General features: G+C 57.5%; 17 protein-coding genes. 10 read left to right on the top strand and 7 right to left on the bottom strand.

Features of this window, described 5'->3' with window-relative positions; translation table 11 throughout:
- Positions 1-143 precede the first annotated feature (143 nt).
- The 10 genes from NBV64_RS11365 to NBV64_RS11320 all read left to right on the top strand — a co-directional run bounded on the left by NBV64_RS11365 (position 144) and on the right by NBV64_RS11320 (position 10,335).
- Positions 144-1,163 (top strand): sulfate ABC transporter substrate-binding protein, encoded by a 1,020-nt coding sequence (locus tag NBV64_RS11365; protein WP_250755826.1) that lies wholly within the window; start codon positions 144-146, stop codon positions 1,161-1,163.
- Between the two features lie 25 nt (positions 1,164-1,188).
- Positions 1,189-2,103 carry a sulfate ABC transporter permease subunit CysT gene (cysT, locus tag NBV64_RS11360; RefSeq protein WP_035274669.1) on the top strand — a complete coding sequence of 305 codons (915 nt, stop codon included), beginning with the start codon at positions 1,189-1,191 and terminating at the stop codon, positions 2,101-2,103.
- Positions 2,100-2,987: a sulfate ABC transporter permease subunit CysW gene (cysW, locus tag NBV64_RS11355; RefSeq protein ID WP_250755825.1), complete on the top strand. Its 888-nt coding sequence runs from the start codon at positions 2,100-2,102 to the stop codon at positions 2,985-2,987. Before cysT ends, cysW begins: the two co-directional genes overlap by 4 nt.
- An 18-nt stretch (positions 2,988-3,005) precedes the next feature.
- On the top strand, positions 3,006-4,103 hold the full coding sequence (locus NBV64_RS11350; RefSeq protein WP_009461727.1) for a sulfate/molybdate ABC transporter ATP-binding protein: 1,098 nt from the start codon (positions 3,006-3,008) through the stop codon (positions 4,101-4,103).
- 221 nt (positions 4,104-4,324) lie between these two features.
- Positions 4,325-5,128, top strand: coding sequence for an energy transducer TonB (locus NBV64_RS11345; RefSeq protein ID WP_425541757.1), 804 nt, complete (start codon positions 4,325-4,327; stop codon positions 5,126-5,128).
- Between the two features lie 9 nt (positions 5,129-5,137).
- Positions 5,138-5,995 (top strand): MotA/TolQ/ExbB proton channel family protein, encoded by an 858-nt coding sequence (locus NBV64_RS11340; protein WP_009461741.1) that lies wholly within the window; start codon positions 5,138-5,140, stop codon positions 5,993-5,995.
- Positions 5,996-5,997: 2 nt separating this feature from the next.
- Positions 5,998-6,498 carry an ExbD/TolR family protein gene (locus tag NBV64_RS11335; RefSeq protein ID WP_250755824.1) on the top strand — a complete coding sequence of 167 codons (501 nt, stop codon included), beginning with the start codon at positions 5,998-6,000 and terminating at the stop codon, positions 6,496-6,498.
- 87 nt (positions 6,499-6,585) lie between these two features.
- The gene (locus tag NBV64_RS11330; protein WP_009461744.1) at positions 6,586-7,266 is read left to right on the top strand and encodes a response regulator; all 681 of its coding nucleotides are present in this window, start codon (positions 6,586-6,588) and stop codon (positions 7,264-7,266) included.
- Between the two features lie 39 nt (positions 7,267-7,305).
- Positions 7,306-8,445, top strand: a complete 1,140-nt coding sequence (locus tag NBV64_RS11325) for a sensor histidine kinase (protein ID WP_153230374.1) — start codon at positions 7,306-7,308, stop codon at positions 8,443-8,445.
- A gap of 54 nt (positions 8,446-8,499) precedes the next feature.
- A complete protein-coding gene (locus NBV64_RS11320) occupies positions 8,500-10,335 on the top strand; it encodes a potassium transporter Kup (RefSeq protein WP_250757233.1) in 1,836 nt (611 codons plus the stop codon).
- 117 nt (positions 10,336-10,452) lie between these two features.
- On the opposite strand, the gene NBV64_RS11315 is transcribed toward NBV64_RS11320, so the two are convergent.
- The 7 genes from NBV64_RS11315 to NBV64_RS11285 all read right to left on the bottom strand — a co-directional run bounded on the left by NBV64_RS11315 (position 10,453) and on the right by NBV64_RS11285 (position 17,103).
- Positions 10,453-10,830, bottom strand: a complete 378-nt coding sequence (locus tag NBV64_RS11315; RefSeq protein WP_009461749.1) for a hypothetical protein — start codon at positions 10,828-10,830, stop codon at positions 10,453-10,455.
- 197 nt (positions 10,831-11,027) lie between these two features.
- The gene (mnhG, locus tag NBV64_RS11310) at positions 11,028-11,444 is read right to left on the bottom strand and encodes a monovalent cation/H(+) antiporter subunit G (protein ID WP_250755823.1); all 417 of its coding nucleotides are present in this window, start codon (positions 11,442-11,444) and stop codon (positions 11,028-11,030) included.
- Positions 11,441-11,722, bottom strand: a complete 282-nt coding sequence (locus tag NBV64_RS11305; protein WP_009461751.1) for a K+/H+ antiporter subunit F — start codon at positions 11,720-11,722, stop codon at positions 11,441-11,443. The genes mnhG and NBV64_RS11305 overlap by 4 nt, the downstream gene beginning before the upstream one ends.
- Positions 11,719-12,204 (bottom strand): Na+/H+ antiporter subunit E, encoded by a 486-nt coding sequence (locus NBV64_RS11300; RefSeq protein ID WP_250755822.1) that lies wholly within the window; start codon positions 12,202-12,204, stop codon positions 11,719-11,721. Before NBV64_RS11300 ends, NBV64_RS11305 begins: the two co-directional genes overlap by 4 nt.
- A 5-nt stretch (positions 12,205-12,209) precedes the next feature.
- Entirely contained in the window at positions 12,210-13,790 is a 1,581-nt protein-coding gene (locus tag NBV64_RS11295) for a monovalent cation/H+ antiporter subunit D (protein WP_250757232.1), read from the bottom strand.
- Between the two features lie 44 nt (positions 13,791-13,834).
- Complete coding sequence (locus tag NBV64_RS11290; RefSeq protein ID WP_009461754.1) at positions 13,835-14,176, bottom strand: Na+/H+ antiporter subunit C; 342 nt, start codon at positions 14,174-14,176, stop codon at positions 13,835-13,837.
- The gene (locus NBV64_RS11285; RefSeq protein WP_250755821.1) at positions 14,176-17,103 is read right to left on the bottom strand and encodes a monovalent cation/H+ antiporter subunit A; all 2,928 of its coding nucleotides are present in this window, start codon (positions 17,101-17,103) and stop codon (positions 14,176-14,178) included. Before NBV64_RS11285 ends, NBV64_RS11290 begins: the two co-directional genes overlap by 1 nt.
- Positions 17,104-17,140 lie beyond the last annotated feature (37 nt).

Here is a 17,140-nt window from a genome sequence, read left to right as displayed (position 1 = left end):
CCCTGAGCACTCTGGATCTGGCGGCCGTTTCGGTCCCCTCCATCTCCCCGCTATATCTAACCAAAGAATCGGTATTTAGCCGGGTGTAACACCCTTGCTAGACTCGTTCTCATTGCTTGGAAATGGTTTCTAGGGGGTGGGAAATGAAGCGGATTCAACAGAAGTGGAACGGCGTTCGGGCAGGGGCTTTGCTGGCGTTGGTGCTGGCGGCGGCAACCGCTGTTGCAGCCGAGGTCAGTATTCTGAATGTTTCGTACGACCCAACGCGTGAACTGTATGGTGAATTCAATAAGGCTTTCCAGGCGCATTACAAAGAGCAAACCGGTGACAGTGTAGTCATCCGTAGTTCCCACGGTGGTTCCAGCAAGCAGGCCCGTACCGTGATTGATGGCGTGCCCGCTGATGTGGTGACGCTAGGTATTTCTTCCGATATTGATCAGATCGCTCAGTCCGGTTTGCTGGACAAAGGCTGGCAGGCTCGCCTGCCAGACAACAGTACGCCTTACACCTCCACGATTGTCTTGCTGGTGCGCAAGGGTAATCCCAAGGGGATTCACGACTGGAACGACTTGATTCGCTCCGATGTGAAGGTGGTTACGCCTAACCCTAAAACCTCGGCAGGGGCGCGTTGGAACTATCTGGCGGCCTGGTTGTACGCCCTGAAGCAAGGCAATGGGGATGAAGCGCAGGCCCGTGACTTTGTGGCCAAGCTGTATCGCAACGTCAGCGTGCTGGATTCCGGTGCGCGTGGATCGACCACAACCTTTGTGGAGCGGGGCATTGGCGATGTATTGATTGCCTGGGAGAACGAGGCGCTCTTGTCCGTCAAGGATCTGGGGCCCGATCGCTTCGATATTGTGGTGCCTTCCAGCAGTATTCTGGCCGAGCCGCCCGTGGCGCTGGTAGATGCCAATGCCGCCAAGCATGGCACGGAAAAAGTGGCTCAGGCCTATCTGGAATATCTGTATAGCCCGGAAGGTCAGGAAATCGCCGCCCGTCATTTTTACCGTCCTCGCCTGGAGTCGGTGGCCGCCAAGTACCGCGATCAGTTCCCGGCGTTGAAACTGTACAAGGTTGACGATGAGCTGGGCGGTTGGACTCAGGTTCAGGCCAAGCACTTTGCGGATGGTGGCGTGTTCGACAGCATCTACTTGAGCAAGTAACCCCACTATCACCGAGGACCGTTCGATGTCACAGGCTCGTCTTTGGGGATTTCTGCCCGCTGCTCGCAAGCAGCGGGCTTTGCCAGGCTTTGGCTTGACCATGGGTTTGTCCATCAGCTATTTGAGCCTGATTGTTCTGATCCCCTTGTCTGCTGTTTTGCTCAAGACCACCTCTATGGGTTGGTCGGCCTTTTGGGAAACCATCAGTGCTGCACGCGTCTTGGCTTCCTTGAAACTGACCTTTGGGATGGCCGCTTTGGCGGCGTTGATCAATGGTGTATTTGGCTTGATTCTGGCCTGGGTTTTGGTGCGTTACCGCTTTCCGGGTCGTCGCATTGTGGATGCCTTGATTGATTTGCCCTTTGCCTTGCCAACGTCGGTGGCCGGCATTTCCTTGGCGGCGATTTATGCGCCTACGGGCTGGATCGGTTCCTGGGCTGAACCTTATGTTGGGCAGATTGCCTTTACCCCTTGGGGGGTGCTGATCGCCCTGGTTTTTATTGGACTGCCCTTTGTTGTGCGTACCGTGCAGCCGGTTCTGGAAGAGCTGGAACAGGAGCAGGAGGAGGTCAGTGCTTGCCTGGGGGCCGATCGCTTCCAGACGGTCACCAAGGTGATTCTCCCCGCTATCTTGCCCGCCTGCTTGACGGGCGTAGCGCTGGCTTTTGCCCGTGCGGTGGGTGAGTACGGTTCCGTGATTTTCATTGCCGGTAATGTCCCTATGGTTTCGGAAATTACACCCTTGCTGATCGTGATCAAGCTGGAGCAGTTTGACTATGCCGGAGCCTCGGCGCTGGCCGTTTTGATGATGGTGCTGTCCTTCATTATCTTGCTGGCGATCAATCGCTTGCAGTGGTACTTGCAGTCGCGTCATTCGGGCCAGGCTAGTGGCAAGGCAGCCAAGGTGGCAGCGCCTTTGACTTTGGAGGGCGCACGATGAGCAGCCTGACGATGGATTCATCTGTGCAGGCGGTGCCGGTACATACGGCGCGCTTGCGGGCGGCGCAGGATGAAGGTCTGGCCGTCAAAGCCTTATTGATTGGCATTGCCTTGCTGTTCTTTGTGCTGTTCTTGCTCCTGCCTTTGATCCTGGTCTTCATGACGGCTTTTAGCCGGGGCATCATGCCGTATCTGTCCGCCTTGAGCGAGAGCGATACCTTGCATGCCGCCAGCCTGACAGTTCTGGTTGCCGTGATTGCCGTGCCTTTGAATATCGCGTTTGGTCTGGCCGCCTCCTGGGCGATTGCGCGTTTTGAGTTCCGTGGCAAAAGCATTCTGACGACGCTGATCGACCTACCGTTCTCGGTATCACCTGTCATTGCCGGTTTGATGTTTTTACTGATTTTTGGTCGCCAAGGCCCATTTTGGGATTGGCTGGACGCTAATAACATTCGTATCGTATTTGCCTTGCCCGGTTTGGTTTTGGCGACTTTGTTTGTCACTTTCCCTTTCGTGGCGCGTGAGTTGATTCCGCTGATGCAAATGCAGGGCAGCGAGGAAGAGCAGGCTGCGCGGGTGCTGGGGGCCAATGGCAGGCAAATGTTCTGGCGGGTGACTCTGCCCAAGATCAAGTGGGGCCTGCTGTATGGTGTGATTCTGTGCAATGCCCGTGCCATGGGTGAATTTGGGGCGGTGTCGGTGCTCTCGGGCCATATACGGGGCCAGACCAACACGCTGCCCTTGCATGTAGAGATTGAGTACAACGACTATCACACGGTGGGCGCTTTTGCGGCGGCTTCGGTGCTGGCGGTCTTGGCTTTACTGACGTTGGCGCTTAAATTGTGGGCCGAGCGCAAAATGGTTCAAGACGGTCATCGTGGATGATCGCATTCGGAGTTCATTATGAGTATCGAAGTTCGTCATCTATCTAAACAGTTTGGTGCGTTTACGGCACTGGGTGATGTGACATTGGATTTCCCAGCGGGCGAGCTGGTGGCTTTGCTGGGGCCGTCGGGCTGCGGCAAGACGACCTTGCTGCGTATCGTGGCTGGCCTGGAACATGCGGATGCGGGTCAGGTGCTGATCAACGGCAAGGATGTGGCTGCTGTGGGCACGCGTGATCGCCAGGTGGGTTTTGTGTTCCAGCACTATGCCCTGTTCCGCCACATGACGGTATTTGAAAACGTCGCCTTTGGTCTGCGCATTAAGCCACGCAAGCAGCGCTTGCCCGAAGCCCAGATTCGTCAGCGTGTGCACGAGCTGTTGGAGCTGGTGCAGCTGGATTGGCTGGCCGATCGCTACCCAGCGGCCTTGTCGGGTGGCCAGCGGCAGCGTATTGCTCTGGCACGTGCCTTGGCGGTGGAACCGGGTGTCTTGTTGCTGGACGAGCCGTTTGGTGCCTTGGATGCCAAGGTGCGCAAGGAACTGCGTTCCTGGCTGCGTCGTCTGCATGATGACCTCCATATCAGTACCTTGTTTGTGACGCACGACCAGGAAGAGGCCATTGAAGTGGCTGATCGTATTGTGGTGCTCAATAAAGGCCGGGTTGAGCAGGAAGGCGCCCCGCAGGATGTCTATAACCACCCTGCCAGTCCTTTTGTGTATGAGTTCCTGGGGGCGGCGAATCGCTTGCCGGGTCAGTTCCAGCACGGACGCTTTGTGGCTGATCCTCAGTTGGGACAATTCGAGTCCAATCAGGCCTTGAATGCTCAGGATGCGGGTCAGGGGGAAGCAGTAGGCTATGTGCGCCCGCATGACCTGGATTTACAGCGTCAATTGGATGGCCAGGGCATCGTCGTGGCCGTGCAGCGCATTATTCCCTTGGGGGCGACAGTACGGGTTGAACTGGCCTTGAACGAGGGCGAGCGTGCTTGGGAAGCCGAGTTCGATCATCAGCGTTGGTCGCAGCTGGGCTTGCGGCCTGGTGAGCGGGCTTTAGCCTTGCCACGCAAGTTCAGCGCTTTCCCTATCGAATCTCAAACCGAAGCGCGATTGTCCTGATTTCTTGCAAATTATTCGCAACAGGCTGACCCTAGGTCAGCCTGTCTGCGTTAGTATCTGGAGGTTTTTTGCAGGGCGGGTTGGAGCAGGAAATATTACAGGAATTTAGTATTGAGAATCATTCCTGTTTCTGTTAAGATTCGATACTTCACTGGGCATCCTGTCCGGTCCCGTCATGGTCCATGCGGGTTGCAGAATGTGTAGAACGGATTATGACCGGAATTGCTTCTCAAAAGAATAATCGCTCGATGCTGGCCTTGAAGGCAACTGGTTTGGCATTGGCACTGGGATTGCACGTGGGTGTCGTGGCTACCATCTTGTGGACGGAAACCCCCAAGATTGTGGGTGAACCTGCCCCCATGGATGTTGTTGGGGTGACTTTGGTGGAAGTGTCGGAGTCCCCGGTTCAGCAAGAGCAGGTCAGTGCCCCTCCTGAGGAAGTGGTGGCCGAGCCGGAACCTGAGCCCGAGCCCGAGGTGGAACCGGACCCCGAGCCTGAGCCAGAACCGGTTGTTGAGCCGGAACCCGAGCCAGAGCCTGTCGTGGAAAAACCTCCGATTCCCGAGCCGCCCAAGCCCAAACCAAAACCCAAGCCGAAACCCAAGCCCAAGCCACAGCCCAAGCCCGAGGTGCCACCGGCAGAAACACCGCAGCCTGCTCAACCAGCCGCTCCTGCCGCTCAAGCAGGTCCAGCTACGGACAATACGTCCTCCCAAACTGCCGCCCGTTCTACGGATGGTGATCGGCCCAAGCTGATTGGTCGTGTAGATTATTTGGGACGTCGTCCTGTGCCGGTGTACCCCCGGGCTTCCGAGCGCCGTCGTGAGCAGGGCCGCGTGGTGGTTCGTGTAGTGATTTCAACCCAAGGAACCGTGCTGGAAGCCAAAGTGCAAAGCTCCTCAGGCTATGAACGTCTGGATGAGTCGGCACTGAAAGCAGTACGCACAGCGCGTTTTAAACCGTATACGGAAAATGGTGTGGCCTATCGTGCCATGGCCGATATTCCTTTCGACTTTGTTTACTAGGATATATCAATGATGCAGGAACTATTTCAAAGCGTATGGGTAAGCCTGGCACAAGTTGCAGGGCCTGTTGCAGATCAGGCTGCCGCCAGTGTTGCTGCCGCTGAGGAAGCGACCGGGGTGCTGCACTTTATCCAGCAAAGTGATGTGGTCGGCAAGACCTTGTTCGTGATTCTGGCCTTGATGTCGGTTGCCAGCTGGTACCTGATCATCGTCAAAGGCGTGTTGTCCTTCCGCCTGAAGCGCCGCTCGCAAGGTTTCATGCGCGAGTTCTGGTCCGCCAGTTCCCTGGAGCAGGTTGAAAACGAAATTGCCACCCACGGTGCCCGCGATCCGTTCAGCCACCTGGCCAGTCACGCTATTCACGCTCAAAAACACCATGTGAAATACGGCGCCATGCGTCTGGAAGAGAAAGGCTCTACCGATGCCTTTGTCTCGCGCATCATGCGTAAAGTCATGGATGAAGAAACCGCCAAGCTGGAAAACGGCCTGACGCTGCTGGCTTCGGTGGGTTCTACCGCTCCGTTTGTGGGTCTGTTCGGTACGGTTTGGGGTGTGTACCACGCACTGATCAATATCGGTCTGTCCGATGGTGTAACCCTGAACAAGATCGCCGGTCCTGTGGGTGAAGCCCTGGTGATGACCGGTCTGGGTCTGGCCGTGGCTATTCCTGCCGTATTGGCATACAACGCTTTTGTGCGTACCAACCGCGTTTACCTGTCCCAGCTGGACGCGTTTGCTCACGATCTGTTTACTTTCCTGACCACAGGCCAGCCTGTGCAAGATAACCAACCTGTTCTGCGTCGTGTCCCTAGCTCGGGCGGTGGTGCAGCATCGAGCTCGGCAGCGGCTGCCAAGCGGGAGCACTAATCATGGCTTTTGGCAGCTTTGATAATCGCAATTCGGGCTCCGCGCTGTCCGAAATCAATATGGTGCCGCTGATCGACGTCATGCTGGTGTTGCTGGTGATCTTTCTGATCACTGCTCCGCTGCTGTCGCACTCCATCAAGATTCAGCTGCCCCAGGCGACGTCTGAACCAGTCCAGCAAGATCCCAAGACGATTGATCTGGCGATTGACGCAGAAGGGCAGATCTTCGTGAACGAGCAGCCGGTGGCGCTGGAAGACCTGACCGCCACGCTGGCCCCTTACTCCAAGGATCAGCCTCAGCCTGAATTGCGTATCCGTGCCGATACCGATACTCGCTACGAAACACTGGCCCAGGTCATGAGCCGCTCCAAAGCTTCCGGCCTGACCCGTCTGGGTTTCATTACGCGTCCAGGTCCAACGACCAAGGCCGCGGGTGATGAGGGCGAGGCCAAGGAAGGCACCGTCGCCGACCAGAAGGCCGTTGAGCCTAAACCCGCTCTGTAATTCCAGGTTCTTCTTCGTGTTGTTTTTTCTGGCCCCTCGCTTTGCATCTGCAACGCGAGGGGCCAGTTTCGTAATAAAATCCCCCGAATGCGTGTACTAGTTATCGAAGACGACGCCATACTGGGCGCCGCACTGCAGGAATTTCTCAACGATCAGGGCTACGCTGTTGACTGGCTCCAGGAAGGCGAAAGTGCCTTGAAGGAGTTGGCCGCCCAGGTCTACGATCTTCTGCTCCTGGACTTGAACTTGCCCGGTATCAGTGGCCTGGACGTGCTGCGCCAATTGCGTCAGCAGGGCAACGCTATTCCCGTCCTGATTCTGACTGCGCGTGATGGCGTGGATGATCGTGTCGGCGGCCTGGATGCCGGTGCTGACGACTACCTGATCAAACCTTTTGACCTGTCCGAGCTGGCCGCCCGCGTGCGTGTTTTTGGCCGCCGCCGCAGTGGTCAGGTACAGCCCATTATTGATGTGGGTCCCTTGAGCTTTGATACCATTGGCCGCGAGCTGCGCTGTGCCGGTCAACGTGTGACCTTGTCGGTGCGCGAGCTGTCCGTACTGGAAATGCTGATGATGCGCGCGGGCCGTGTTGTCACCAAGCAGCAAATTATCAACTCCTTGTCTGCCTGGGATGCCGATTTCAGCGACAATGCAGTCGAAGTCTACGTGTATCGTTTGCGCAAGCGCCTGGAAGGCACCGGGGCTGTCATACAGACTGTGCGCGGCTTTGGCTATTTGCTCGATGTGGAGAGCGTGGCCGGAGCATAACGGCAGCCCGTGCCCGCTGCCTGAAACCTTAGGTCAACCATGCCCGATCAGCATCTTTCTCCAGCGGTAAAAACCTCCTTGTTGCGAGGCTGGCTGGAGCGCTTTCTTGCTCCCGGTTCTTTGGCCCGCAAACTGATGGGCCGTTTGTTTCCCCCGATCTCCATTCTGGTGGTGCTCGATTTGAGCGTTACCTGGATACTGACGCGTCGCATGAGCCTGGAAGACTGGCTGCTGCGCGACATTTTCTGGACCATGGCACTGAGCCAGGTGCTGTTGGTCAGTCTGATTGCCTGGGTATTGCTGTCGGGGATTCGCTCGCAGTTGGCGTCCATTGATGATTTATCGCAGCAAATCCGTAACCGTGCTGATGATGACTTCGAGCGTCTGGATGCCAGTGCCTTGCCCGCCGAGATTGTGCCGCTGGTGGAGCACTTCAACGAGTTGCTGGAACGTCAGCGTGATACCCTGCAGGCGCAAAAGCGCTTTATTGGTCACGCAGCGCATCAGTTGCGCACACCCCTGACGGGTTTGCAGCTGGAGTCCGAGCTGATGCTGGCAAGGCCTTTGCCAGAAGATATCCGCCAACGGGCCGAGCGCATCAAAAGTGTCTCGGACCGCATGATTCGTCTGGGCCAGCAGTTGTTGGTGCTGGCACGTACTGATGCGGACACCAATATTAAAGACAGCTTTGTGCGTCTGGACTTGTGTGAATGGGCGCGCGAGGAGGGCGGTGACTGGTTCTTGCAGGCGCGTCAGCATGGTGTGGAAATCCATTTGCTGGCACCTGAAAAGCCGGTCTGGATTGATGCTGCCCCCGTGCTCCTACGGGAGTTATTGTCAAATCTGATGGATAACGCCTTGCGTTATGGACAAGGTACAGACCGTATTGTCTTGCGGGTGGCCAGCAATCCACCCTCCTTGTCAGTGGAAGATCATGGGCCGGGTATTGAGGCAAGCGAGCAGCAACGTGTGTTTGAAGCCTTTTACCGCTCCCCCGGTACCCAAGCAGGAGGTTCTGGCTTGGGCTTGGCCATTGTGCAGGAGATTGCCCGTGCGCATGGCGCCTGGTGGAGCCTGATGAGCCGTCCTGATTTTCCTGGTACTCGCATCACCATTGTTTTTCCCGGTCCGCGTATTGGTGCGCGTCTGACCCGGCACGATACTTTGATTGGAAACTAAGCCTTGAACACAGCAACAGAAAACCCCAAAAAAGCGGCTCAGGCCGCCTTGTTAATGGGCGCTTTAGGCGTGGTGTATGGCGATATTGGAACCAGCCCGCTTTACACCATGAAAGTGGCCTTGAGCGCCTACGGACAGCCTGGTGCTGAACAGGTCTATGGTGTGCTGTCCTTGCTGTTCTGGCTGCTGACTCTGGTGGTCTCCATCAAGTACGTCACAGTGGTGTTGCGTCTGGACAATAAAGGTGAGGGCGGCACGCTGGCCCTGATGGAATTGGCGGCACGCGGCATTCAGGGGCCACGTCGGCAGATTATTGTGGTGCTGGGGCTGATTGGTGCTGCCTTGTTTTATGGGGACAGCATCATTACCCCGGCCATCTCCGTGATGTCGGCGCTGGAAGGCATAGGGATGGTGTCTCACGTGCTGGACCCTTGGGTCGTACCTTTGGCTCTGGGCGTCTTGCTGGCCTTGTTTCTGATCCAGTCCCATGGCACGGGCACCATGGGTAAGTTGTTCGGCCCCATTATGTTGACCTGGTTTCTGGTGCTGGGTGGCTTGGGTCTATGGCGTGTTATTGAGCATCCCCAAGTTTTGATGGCCCTGGACCCACGGTGGGCCGTGGCTTTTATTGCTGAGGCTCCCTGGCAAACCTTTTTGCTTTTGGGGGCCTTGGTCCTGGCCTTGACGGGGGCCGAGGCCTTGTACGCCGATATGGGCCATTTTGGCCGTCCTTTAATTCGTAAAGCCTGGTTCATGATTGTCATGCCCTGCCTGGTCCTGTGTTATTTCGGCCAAGGCGCATTGTTGATTTCCGACCCAGCCGCCATTCGTAATCCGTTCTTCTTCCTGGCTCCCAACTGGGCCTTGGTGCCCATGGTGATGTTGGCAACGGTTGCAACGGTGATCGCCTCCCAGTCCGTGATATCCGGTGCGTTTTCTGTAACTCGTCAGGCGGTGCAGCTTGGTTTTTGGCCGCGCATGGTGATTCAACATACTTCAGCCAAAGAAGAAGGGCAGATCTACTTGCCGCGTGTGAATTTGCTGCTATGCGTGGCGGTGATGATTCTGGTCCTGAGCTTTGGCTCCTCGGATCGCCTGGCCCATGCTTATGGCTTTGCAGTCACGGGTACCATGCTGATGACCAGTTTGCTGGCTCTGGTACTGCTGCCGCGCCGCGCTAGCGGAATCAAGCGCTGGGCCTGGCTGGGGCTCCTGGGTGTTTTCCTGATTCTGGACATATTGCTGTTCTCGGCCAATGCGCTCAAGATTCTGGAAGGCGGTTGGCTGCCTTTGCTGGTGGGTGCTGTGCTGCTGGGCTTGATGCTGACCTGGCGTCAGGGACGAGCCGCCTTGCACGAACGTCTGCTTGAAAACAAGCAGCCGATAAAAGAGTTCTTGCTGAGCCTGGAGGAGTACGCTCCGACCCGTGTACCAGGGACGGCGGTGTTCATGAGCACCATTCCCGACTCGGTTCCTCCGGCCTTATTGCATAACCTGAAACACAATAAAGTCCTGCATGAACAGGTCCTGTTTTTGACCGTAACCAGTGCCGGTGTGCCTTACGTTCCTTTTGGGGAGCGCTATAGCCTGCAACGTCTAAGCCGAGGCAGCTGGCAGGCGGTGGCTTCCTGGGGCTTCAAGCAAGAGCCCAATGTGCCGCAGTTGCTGGAGCAGATTGCTCTGGAGCACCCGGAGCTGAATCTGGAGCCTATGCAGACGTCCTACTTCCTGTCGCGCCAGACGGTGATGATCCAATCCCGTCAGCCCTGGTACTTGGGCTGGCGTCGTCGCTTGTTTGCTTTCATGGCGCGCAATGCCAGCCGTAGCACGCGCTTTTTCAAGATCCCGCCTAATCGCGTGGTGGAGATGGGGATACAGGTGGAGCTGTAGGTGGAGACATTTGCAGCTGCAGCTAGCTATTGCAGTCAGTAGAAACAAAGAATGGGCCTTGAAAAGGCCCATTCTTTTTATCTGGCTAGCTATTATGAATGGCCGTGTTTTCTGCGTTTACTGAGCAGGCACCACAGTCGTGGTTTCGCGAAGGATACCGCCGCCTTCCACGCTACCGCGTACCGTTGTGTCCTGGCCGGTCATGGATTTCAGGCAGTCTTGCTGGCGATCAGCGGGTAAGCGATGGCAGCGCGCTTGCCGGTTGGCATCCAGATTGTGATCGCGCTTGTCCAGCTTGTGCTGACGTTCGGCTTGCAGCGCGGCACCGGCTTCGCGACGGCAAGTGGTGCGCTGGTCGCCTTTGAATTGCTCACAGCGCTGGATGTCGTGTCGGTAGTCTTGGGATGGGGTTTGAGCCCAGGCAGCAGAGGACAGCAAACCCAGGCTGAGCAAGCCAGCACTCAGAACTCGGGATGGGCGTGTAAGTAGACTCATCGATCTCACTCCTTTACTTGCTAAGGGAATCACCGGCTTGGCGAGCACTGTTACGAGCAGGTATGAGTAGCAGGCCGCAAAGCCCCAAAAGCGACTGCGTATGGGGCAATTCCCGATACGCAGTAAACACTTACTAGTATAAGTGGAGCAGTTGCAAGTGAGGGTAATAAAACTTGTCTAAACCCTCTCTGCTTGATTTAGGTCTTGCCGCTAGCTGGTGGTTGAGCCAAATCTTTGGGCAGAGGCGCTTTATGTGGCATGTCCAGATAGCCTGGCTCGTCCGGGCCATATTCGGCCAGACGTTGGCGATGTTCGCGTTTGATGGCAGCGCGCATCAGAAAGATGGCGGTGACCGGCGAGGTAATGATCAAGAGCACACTCAGGATGAGCGGATGCAGGATAGGGCGGCTCATCAGGTGGCTGGCGCTGATGGCGACGGCCAGCACCATGAAGAACGTACCCAGCGTGTTCCCCATGGTGGGAGCATGGATGCGTGAATAAAAGTGTTTGAAGCGCAGCAAGCCAGCCGAACCCACCAGGGCCACGATGCCGCTAAGAACCAGCAAAAGGGCAACCGGGACAGCCAGCCACCAAGGTAGTAAAGGCGTATTCATGGCTCGATCACCTCGGCACGCAGCAGGAATTTCGCCATGGCTGCCGAGCCTACAAAACCAAACAGGGCAATCAGCAAGGCGATATCAAAGTACAAGGTAGAGTCAAAACGAATGCCCAGGGCCAGCAAGGCCAGCATGCCGTTGATGTACATGGTGTCCAGCGCCAGCACGCGGTCGGCGGCAGAGGGGCCTTTAAGCAGGCGGATGACGGCGCAGCCCATGCCCAGGACAAAGCAGCCCAGGGCAAACTGACAGGCCCAGTAAACAATGTCTATCATTGGAAAATCTCCAGTAGCGGTCCTTGGTAGCGCTTCTGAATAGTGTCTAACCAGACCTGTTCGTCTTGCAGATCCAGAATGTGCAAAGTCAGGACACGGGTCTCGTAATCGAAGCCGGACCAGACGGTCCCTGGGGTGTAGGTAATGATGCACGCCAAGGCTGCCAGACCATGTGGGTCAGTCAGTTGCAACGGGATGGCCAGAAAGCCGGGGCGGGGCGCGTTGCCGCCTTTCAGAACCAAGTGGCCAACGGCAATATTGGACAGCACAATGTCCCAGGCCACTTGGCAAATCAGTTTCAAGGCCAGAAAAGGGTGGCGGATGCTGGCCTTAACCGGACGAAATGGAATGGCCGCCAAGCTCAGGGCGATAGCCAGGAACAGGCCCAGCACCACGTAACCGGCCGAGAGCGAGTCGTTCAGCAGCAGCCACAGGCCAAGCAGTAGCAAGGGCAGGAAAAAATGTTTGGTATAGCGTCGCATCAGAATCACTCCGCTTGAACAGAACGTAGCGGGTTCTGCCGCAGGACGGACCCTATATAAATACGGGGTTCGTCCAGTTGCTGGGCTGTTTGTTCCAGGTAGGTGGTGATCGGGCCGGCATACCAGCTCAAGATCCCGCAAGCCACAATAATGCTGGCAATGGGAGCAGCTTCGATCAGCTTCAGGCGGGGAATCGTCAGGGAGCTATTGCTCCAGAACAGACGAATGCCCACACGTACCATGGCGATCAAACCGGCTACGCCGGAAATCAGCACGGCAGCGGTCAGAATCCAGGCGTTTAGAGGTTCTGGCGATTGGCCCGAGGCTTTCAGCGCGGCTGTCAGCAAGGACAGCTTGGCCACAAAACCGGACAGCGGTGGCAGGCCCACAATCAGCAAGGCGCAGGCAATAAAGGACATGCCCAGGAACACCATCACGCCAGGAATAGCCACACCTACCACGTCATCGCTATTGTCTTCGGACTCCGGGTCGTCCAGGTCAAAGACCTCCTGACTGACGGCCAGCAGGTCGGCACCAAAAGGTTTGGTACGGCTAACCAGTTCCAGCAGCAGGAAGAAAGCACCCAAGGCCAGAACGCTGCTGAGCATGTAGTACAGGGCAGGGCCGGTCAGGATGACGCCGGGCATGCCCAAGGCGGCCAGCAAGGTGCCGGAGGACACGATGATGCAATAACTGGCCAGTCGTTCGGGTTGCTGTGCGGCCATGACACCAATAGCGCCGAAGGCGAGCGTGGCGATCCCGGCGGGGAACATCCAGGCCACGCCAAAGGCGGCAGGTGCCCCCGTAGGCAGTAGCAAGGAGCCGATACGCAGCAGTGCGTAAATACCTACTTTGGTCATGATCGCAAACATGGCAGCGACCGGCGCACTGGCATTGCCATAAGCATTGGGTAGCCACAAGTTCAGGGGCCAGGCGGCGGCCTTGATCAGGAAGGCAATACCCAGGATGGCCATGGCCGCTTCAAAAACCAGACGGTCCGAGTCCGGCATGGAACCGGCGCGCAGAGCCAGATCAGCCATGTTCAGGGTGCCGGTGACACCGTAAACCAGGGCAATGGCGATCAGCAGCAAGAAGGAGGAGATCAGGTTGACGGCAATGTAGTGCAGACCGGCACTGACGCGGGCCGCGCCCGAACCGTGCAGCATCAGACCATAGGATGCGGCCAGCAGAACCTCGAAGAACACAAACAGGTTGAACAGGTCACCTGTCAGGAAGGCGCCGTTCAGGCCCATCAAGAGCAGCTGGAACAAGGAGTGGAAATGCACCCCCACGCGATCCCAGCGTGCTAGCGAATAGAACCAGCAGCAAAAGGCCAGCACATTGGTCAGCACCAGCAAGAAGGCGGCCAGCCGGTCCACGACCAGCACAATCCCGAAGGGAGCGGGCCAGTCACCGAGCAGGTAGACACCGACGGACTGGGGCCAGATCGGGTCCAGCGTGCCATCGGCCAACAAGAGCAGATAGACCGCGCAGAACAACTGGGCCAATAAGGAGCTGAAAGCGATCAGCAGCTTGTAGTGACGGCGCTTGTCGCGCAGCATCACCATCAGGGCCGCGGCCATCATGGGGATGGCAACGGGCAATACGGGCAGGTGTTGGTTGAGTAGACTCACAGATCGTCTTCCTCGCGGCCATCAACGTGGTCAGTACCGCTCAGGCCACGATTGGCCAGAATGACGACCAGAAACAGGGCGGTGGTAGCAAAGCCAATCACAATAGCGGTCAAGACCAGCGCTTGGGGGAGGGGGTCGGCATAGTCGGCCCCCAGCTTGCCGGCGTTAATAACGGGAGCGGCGCTGATTTTGAGCCTGCCCATGCTGAAAATGAACAGGTTCACGGCATAGGACACTAAAGCCAGCCCCATGATGACCTGAAAGGTACGCGGGCGCAGCAGGAGCCAGACGCCCGAGCCCGCCAGCACACCAATCGCAATTGAAAGCACGATTTCCATTATTTATTCTCCATCCCGGATGCAGCGTTCGAGGCGGATTGCAGCGACGGCAGTTTGCGATAAAAACGTAGGGACTGGTGGGCCAGCGCGACCAGAATCAGGATGGTGGAACCAATCACCAGCATGAATACGCCAATGTCAAAGATCAGCGCGCTGGAGGTATGGACGTCGCCCACCAGGGGCAGATGCAGATCCCAGCTTTGGGCAGACAGGAAGGGCTTGTTGAAGGCCCAAACCAGCATGGCAGCCACACCGGCTGTCAGCAGACCCAAGCCAATCCAGGTTTGAGGCTGAATCAGAGGGCGGGACTCCATCCACACCACGCCGCTAACCATGTATTGCAAGATAATGCCGGTTGCCATGATCAGGCCGCCCACAAAACCTCCGCCGGGCAGGTTGTGCCCACGCAGCAGGAAGTACAGGGCGATCAGCGTGGAGATAGGCAACAGCAGGCGCAGCAATACTGCTGGAATTTGCATGATGCCTTCTGGTAACGGTGTCTTGGGATCCGGCTCCACAAAGACGGCTTCGCGGCTGTCCTTGACGTTCTGGCGACGGGCCAGAGGCTGGGCGATGGCTTCGATCGGTGGACGGAAGCGTCGCAGCAGCGCAAAGACCGTCAGGGCCACAATGCCCAGCACCACGATTTCACCAAAGGTATCGAAGCCGCGGAAGTCCACCAGAATCACGTTCACCACGTTCGCGCCACCGCCCAGGGGCAGGGCCTTCTCGATAAAGAAGGGCGAGATGCCGCTGGGGTGAGGGCGTGTCATCATGGCGTAGGCCAGGGCGGCAATACCGCAACCGGCCAGAATGGCAATAATCAAGTCGCGGCTACGGCGGAACAGGGCACGACCACTATTGTCCTGGCCGCCAGGCATATCACTGACGCGCTGCGGCAGCCAGCGCAGGCCCAGCAAAATCAGCACAACGGTGACCACTTCCACCGCCAACTGGGTCAGCGCCAGGTCAGGGGCGGAAAGCCAGGCAAAGGTCAGGCTGGTAACCAGTCCAGCGCCACCAGATAGCAGCAAGGAGGCCGGGCGGTGGAACTTGGCTTGACGAGCCGCACCAATCGCGCAGGCAATTCCGACTGCCCACATCAGGGCAAAGAAGAGGTCGATGGGGGTGGAAATAGTGGACTTGAACCAGTTGCCGCGAACCAGAGGCAGGGCAGCAACACAGATTGTGGCCACAATAATCAGCAAGGTCTGACGCTGCAGGCGTGGCGAGTAAAGCTTGCCCACGGCCCAGTTGGCTGCCACTTCCAGATACTCCATGGCCAGCTCAAAGAAGCGTCGGCCATCAGCACGGGTCAGCAAAGGCGTACGGCCTTGGCGGTTCCTGTAGAAGCGGTTGATGATCAGAACGAAGATCACGCCCATGCCTGTGGCGACCAGACTCATGATCAGGGGCAGGTTGAAACCATGCCAGACGGCCAGGTCGTACTGAGGCATTTCTGCACCCAGAATGGCGCTGGCCGCAGTATGCAAGAAGGGGCCAAAAGTCAGGCTGGGAATAATGCCGACCAAGAGACAGGTCAGTACCAGAATCGCGCTGGGGATCAACATGCGGCGAGGCGGCTCGTGTGGCTCGCGGGGCAAGTCCTTGGCGACGGGGCCAAAAAACACCTGTGCGATAAAGCGCAAGGAGTAGGCCACGCTGAAGGAGCCCGCAATTACGGCCACCACGGGCAGAGCATATTCCCAGGTGTTGCCATTGCTGGCCAGAATGGTCTCGGCAAAGAACATTTCTTTGGAGATGAAGCCATTCAATAGCGGCACACCGGCCATGGCAGCCGCCGCAACGGTAGCCAAGGTGGCAGTCAAGGGCATGGCGTGGCGCAAACCGGAAAGCCGGTTCAGGTTACGGGTACCGGTCTCGTGGTCCACGATACCGGCAGCCATGAACAGGGAGGCCTTGAACGTCGCGTGATTCATCATGTGAAACAGCGCCGCGACCAGAGCCAGTGGGCTGTTCAGGCCCAACAGCAAGGTAATCAGACCCAGGTGGCTGATGGTGGAATAGGCCAGTACGCCTTTCATGTCGCGCTGGAACATGGCCACATAAGCCCCCAGCGTCAGGGAACACAGGCCAGCGCCGCCAATAATGACAGCCCATTCCGTGGTGCCCGACAGGGCAGGCCACAGGCGCGCCAGCAGGAATACCCCGGCCTTGACCATGGTGGCCGAGTGCAAATAGGCGGACACAGGTGTGGGGGCGGCCATGGCGTGAGGCAGCCAGATATGGAAGGGAAACTGCGCGCTTTTAGTGAGTGCACCCAAGGCAATCAGGATCAGCATCCCGGTATACCAGGGGTGATTGCGAATCTGCTCGCCCGACTCCAGTACCACACTCAGGTCGTAACTGCCGGCAGCCTGGCCCAGCATGAGCACGCCCGCCAACAAGCAGAAACCGCCGGTTCCCGTAATGATCAGCGACATCCGCGCACCCCGTCGCGCATCCATGCGGTGATACCAGTAGGCAATCAGCATGAAGGAGGACAGACTGGTCAGCTCCCAGAACACGACCAGCTGGATCAGATTGCCCGACAGCACCACCCCCAGCATCGAGCCCATAAAGGCTTGCAGAAAGGAGAAAAAACGTCGGACCGGATCCTGAGCGGACAGGTAATAGTGCGCATAAAGGGCGATCAAGGCCCCCATGGCGGTAATGATGATACTGAAAAGCCAGGCATAGCCGTCCATGCGCAGCTTGAAGGTCAAGCCATGGGCGGGTATCCAGGAGCGTGACGACTCCAGCACCTCTCCGCGAGCAATGTCCGGATAGGCGTAGAGAGTGAGTAAGGCGCACGTAACGGCGACAGCGCCTGCAAGAGATGCCTGGAGTTTGCGAGAGTTCGCGGGCATCAGGGAAGATAGCAAGCTACCGATAAACGGTAGAGCTAGGATCACGAGCAAATACATCTGACTCCAACAGGCGGTAATTTAGGCGGCTAGCGCT

This window comes from Alcaligenes sp. DN25, assembly GCF_023674485.1.
Taxonomy (GTDB): domain Bacteria; phylum Pseudomonadota; class Gammaproteobacteria; order Burkholderiales; family Burkholderiaceae_B; genus Alcaligenes; species Alcaligenes phenolicus.
The sequence above is the reverse complement of the archived record's forward strand: the minus strand, read 5'-3'. Positions and strand labels throughout refer to the sequence as shown.

Bases quoted from the DNA above. Each gene is read 5' to 3' on its own strand.
- NBV64_RS11365 (WP_250755826.1), top strand. From the start codon at position 144: ATGAAGCGGATTCAACAGAAGTGGAACGGCGTTCGGGCAGGGGCTTTG.
- cysT (WP_035274669.1), top strand. From the start codon at position 1,189: ATGTCACAGGCTCGTCTTTGGGGATTTCTGCCCGCTGCTCGCAAGCAG.
- cysW (WP_250755825.1), top strand. From the start codon at position 2,100: ATGAGCAGCCTGACGATGGATTCATCTGTGCAGGCGGTGCCGGTACAT.
- NBV64_RS11350 (WP_009461727.1), top strand. From the start codon at position 3,006: ATGAGTATCGAAGTTCGTCATCTATCTAAACAGTTTGGTGCGTTTACG.
- NBV64_RS11340 (WP_009461741.1), top strand. From the start codon at position 5,138: ATGATGCAGGAACTATTTCAAAGCGTATGGGTAAGCCTGGCACAAGTT.
- NBV64_RS11335 (WP_250755824.1), top strand. From the start codon at position 5,998: ATGGCTTTTGGCAGCTTTGATAATCGCAATTCGGGCTCCGCGCTGTCC.
- NBV64_RS11330 (WP_009461744.1), top strand. From the start codon at position 6,586: ATGCGTGTACTAGTTATCGAAGACGACGCCATACTGGGCGCCGCACTG.
- NBV64_RS11325 (WP_153230374.1), top strand. From the start codon at position 7,306: ATGCCCGATCAGCATCTTTCTCCAGCGGTAAAAACCTCCTTGTTGCGA.
- NBV64_RS11320 (WP_250757233.1), top strand. From the start codon at position 8,500: ATGGGCGCTTTAGGCGTGGTGTATGGCGATATTGGAACCAGCCCGCTT.
- NBV64_RS11315 (WP_009461749.1), bottom strand. From the start codon at position 10,830: ATGAGTCTACTTACACGCCCATCCCGAGTTCTGAGTGCTGGCTTGCTC.
- mnhG (WP_250755823.1), bottom strand. From the start codon at position 11,444: ATGAATACGCCTTTACTACCTTGGTGGCTGGCTGTCCCGGTTGCCCTT.
- NBV64_RS11305 (WP_009461751.1), bottom strand. From the start codon at position 11,722: ATGATAGACATTGTTTACTGGGCCTGTCAGTTTGCCCTGGGCTGCTTT.
- NBV64_RS11300 (WP_250755822.1), bottom strand. From the start codon at position 12,204: ATGCGACGCTATACCAAACATTTTTTCCTGCCCTTGCTACTGCTTGGC.
- NBV64_RS11295 (WP_250757232.1), bottom strand. From the start codon at position 13,790: ATGATGGCCGCGGCCCTGATGGTGATGCTGCGCGACAAGCGCCGTCAC.
- NBV64_RS11290 (WP_009461754.1), bottom strand. From the start codon at position 14,176: ATGGAAATCGTGCTTTCAATTGCGATTGGTGTGCTGGCGGGCTCGGGC.
- NBV64_RS11285 (WP_250755821.1), bottom strand. From the start codon at position 17,103: ATGTATTTGCTCGTGATCCTAGCTCTACCGTTTATCGGTAGCTTGCTA.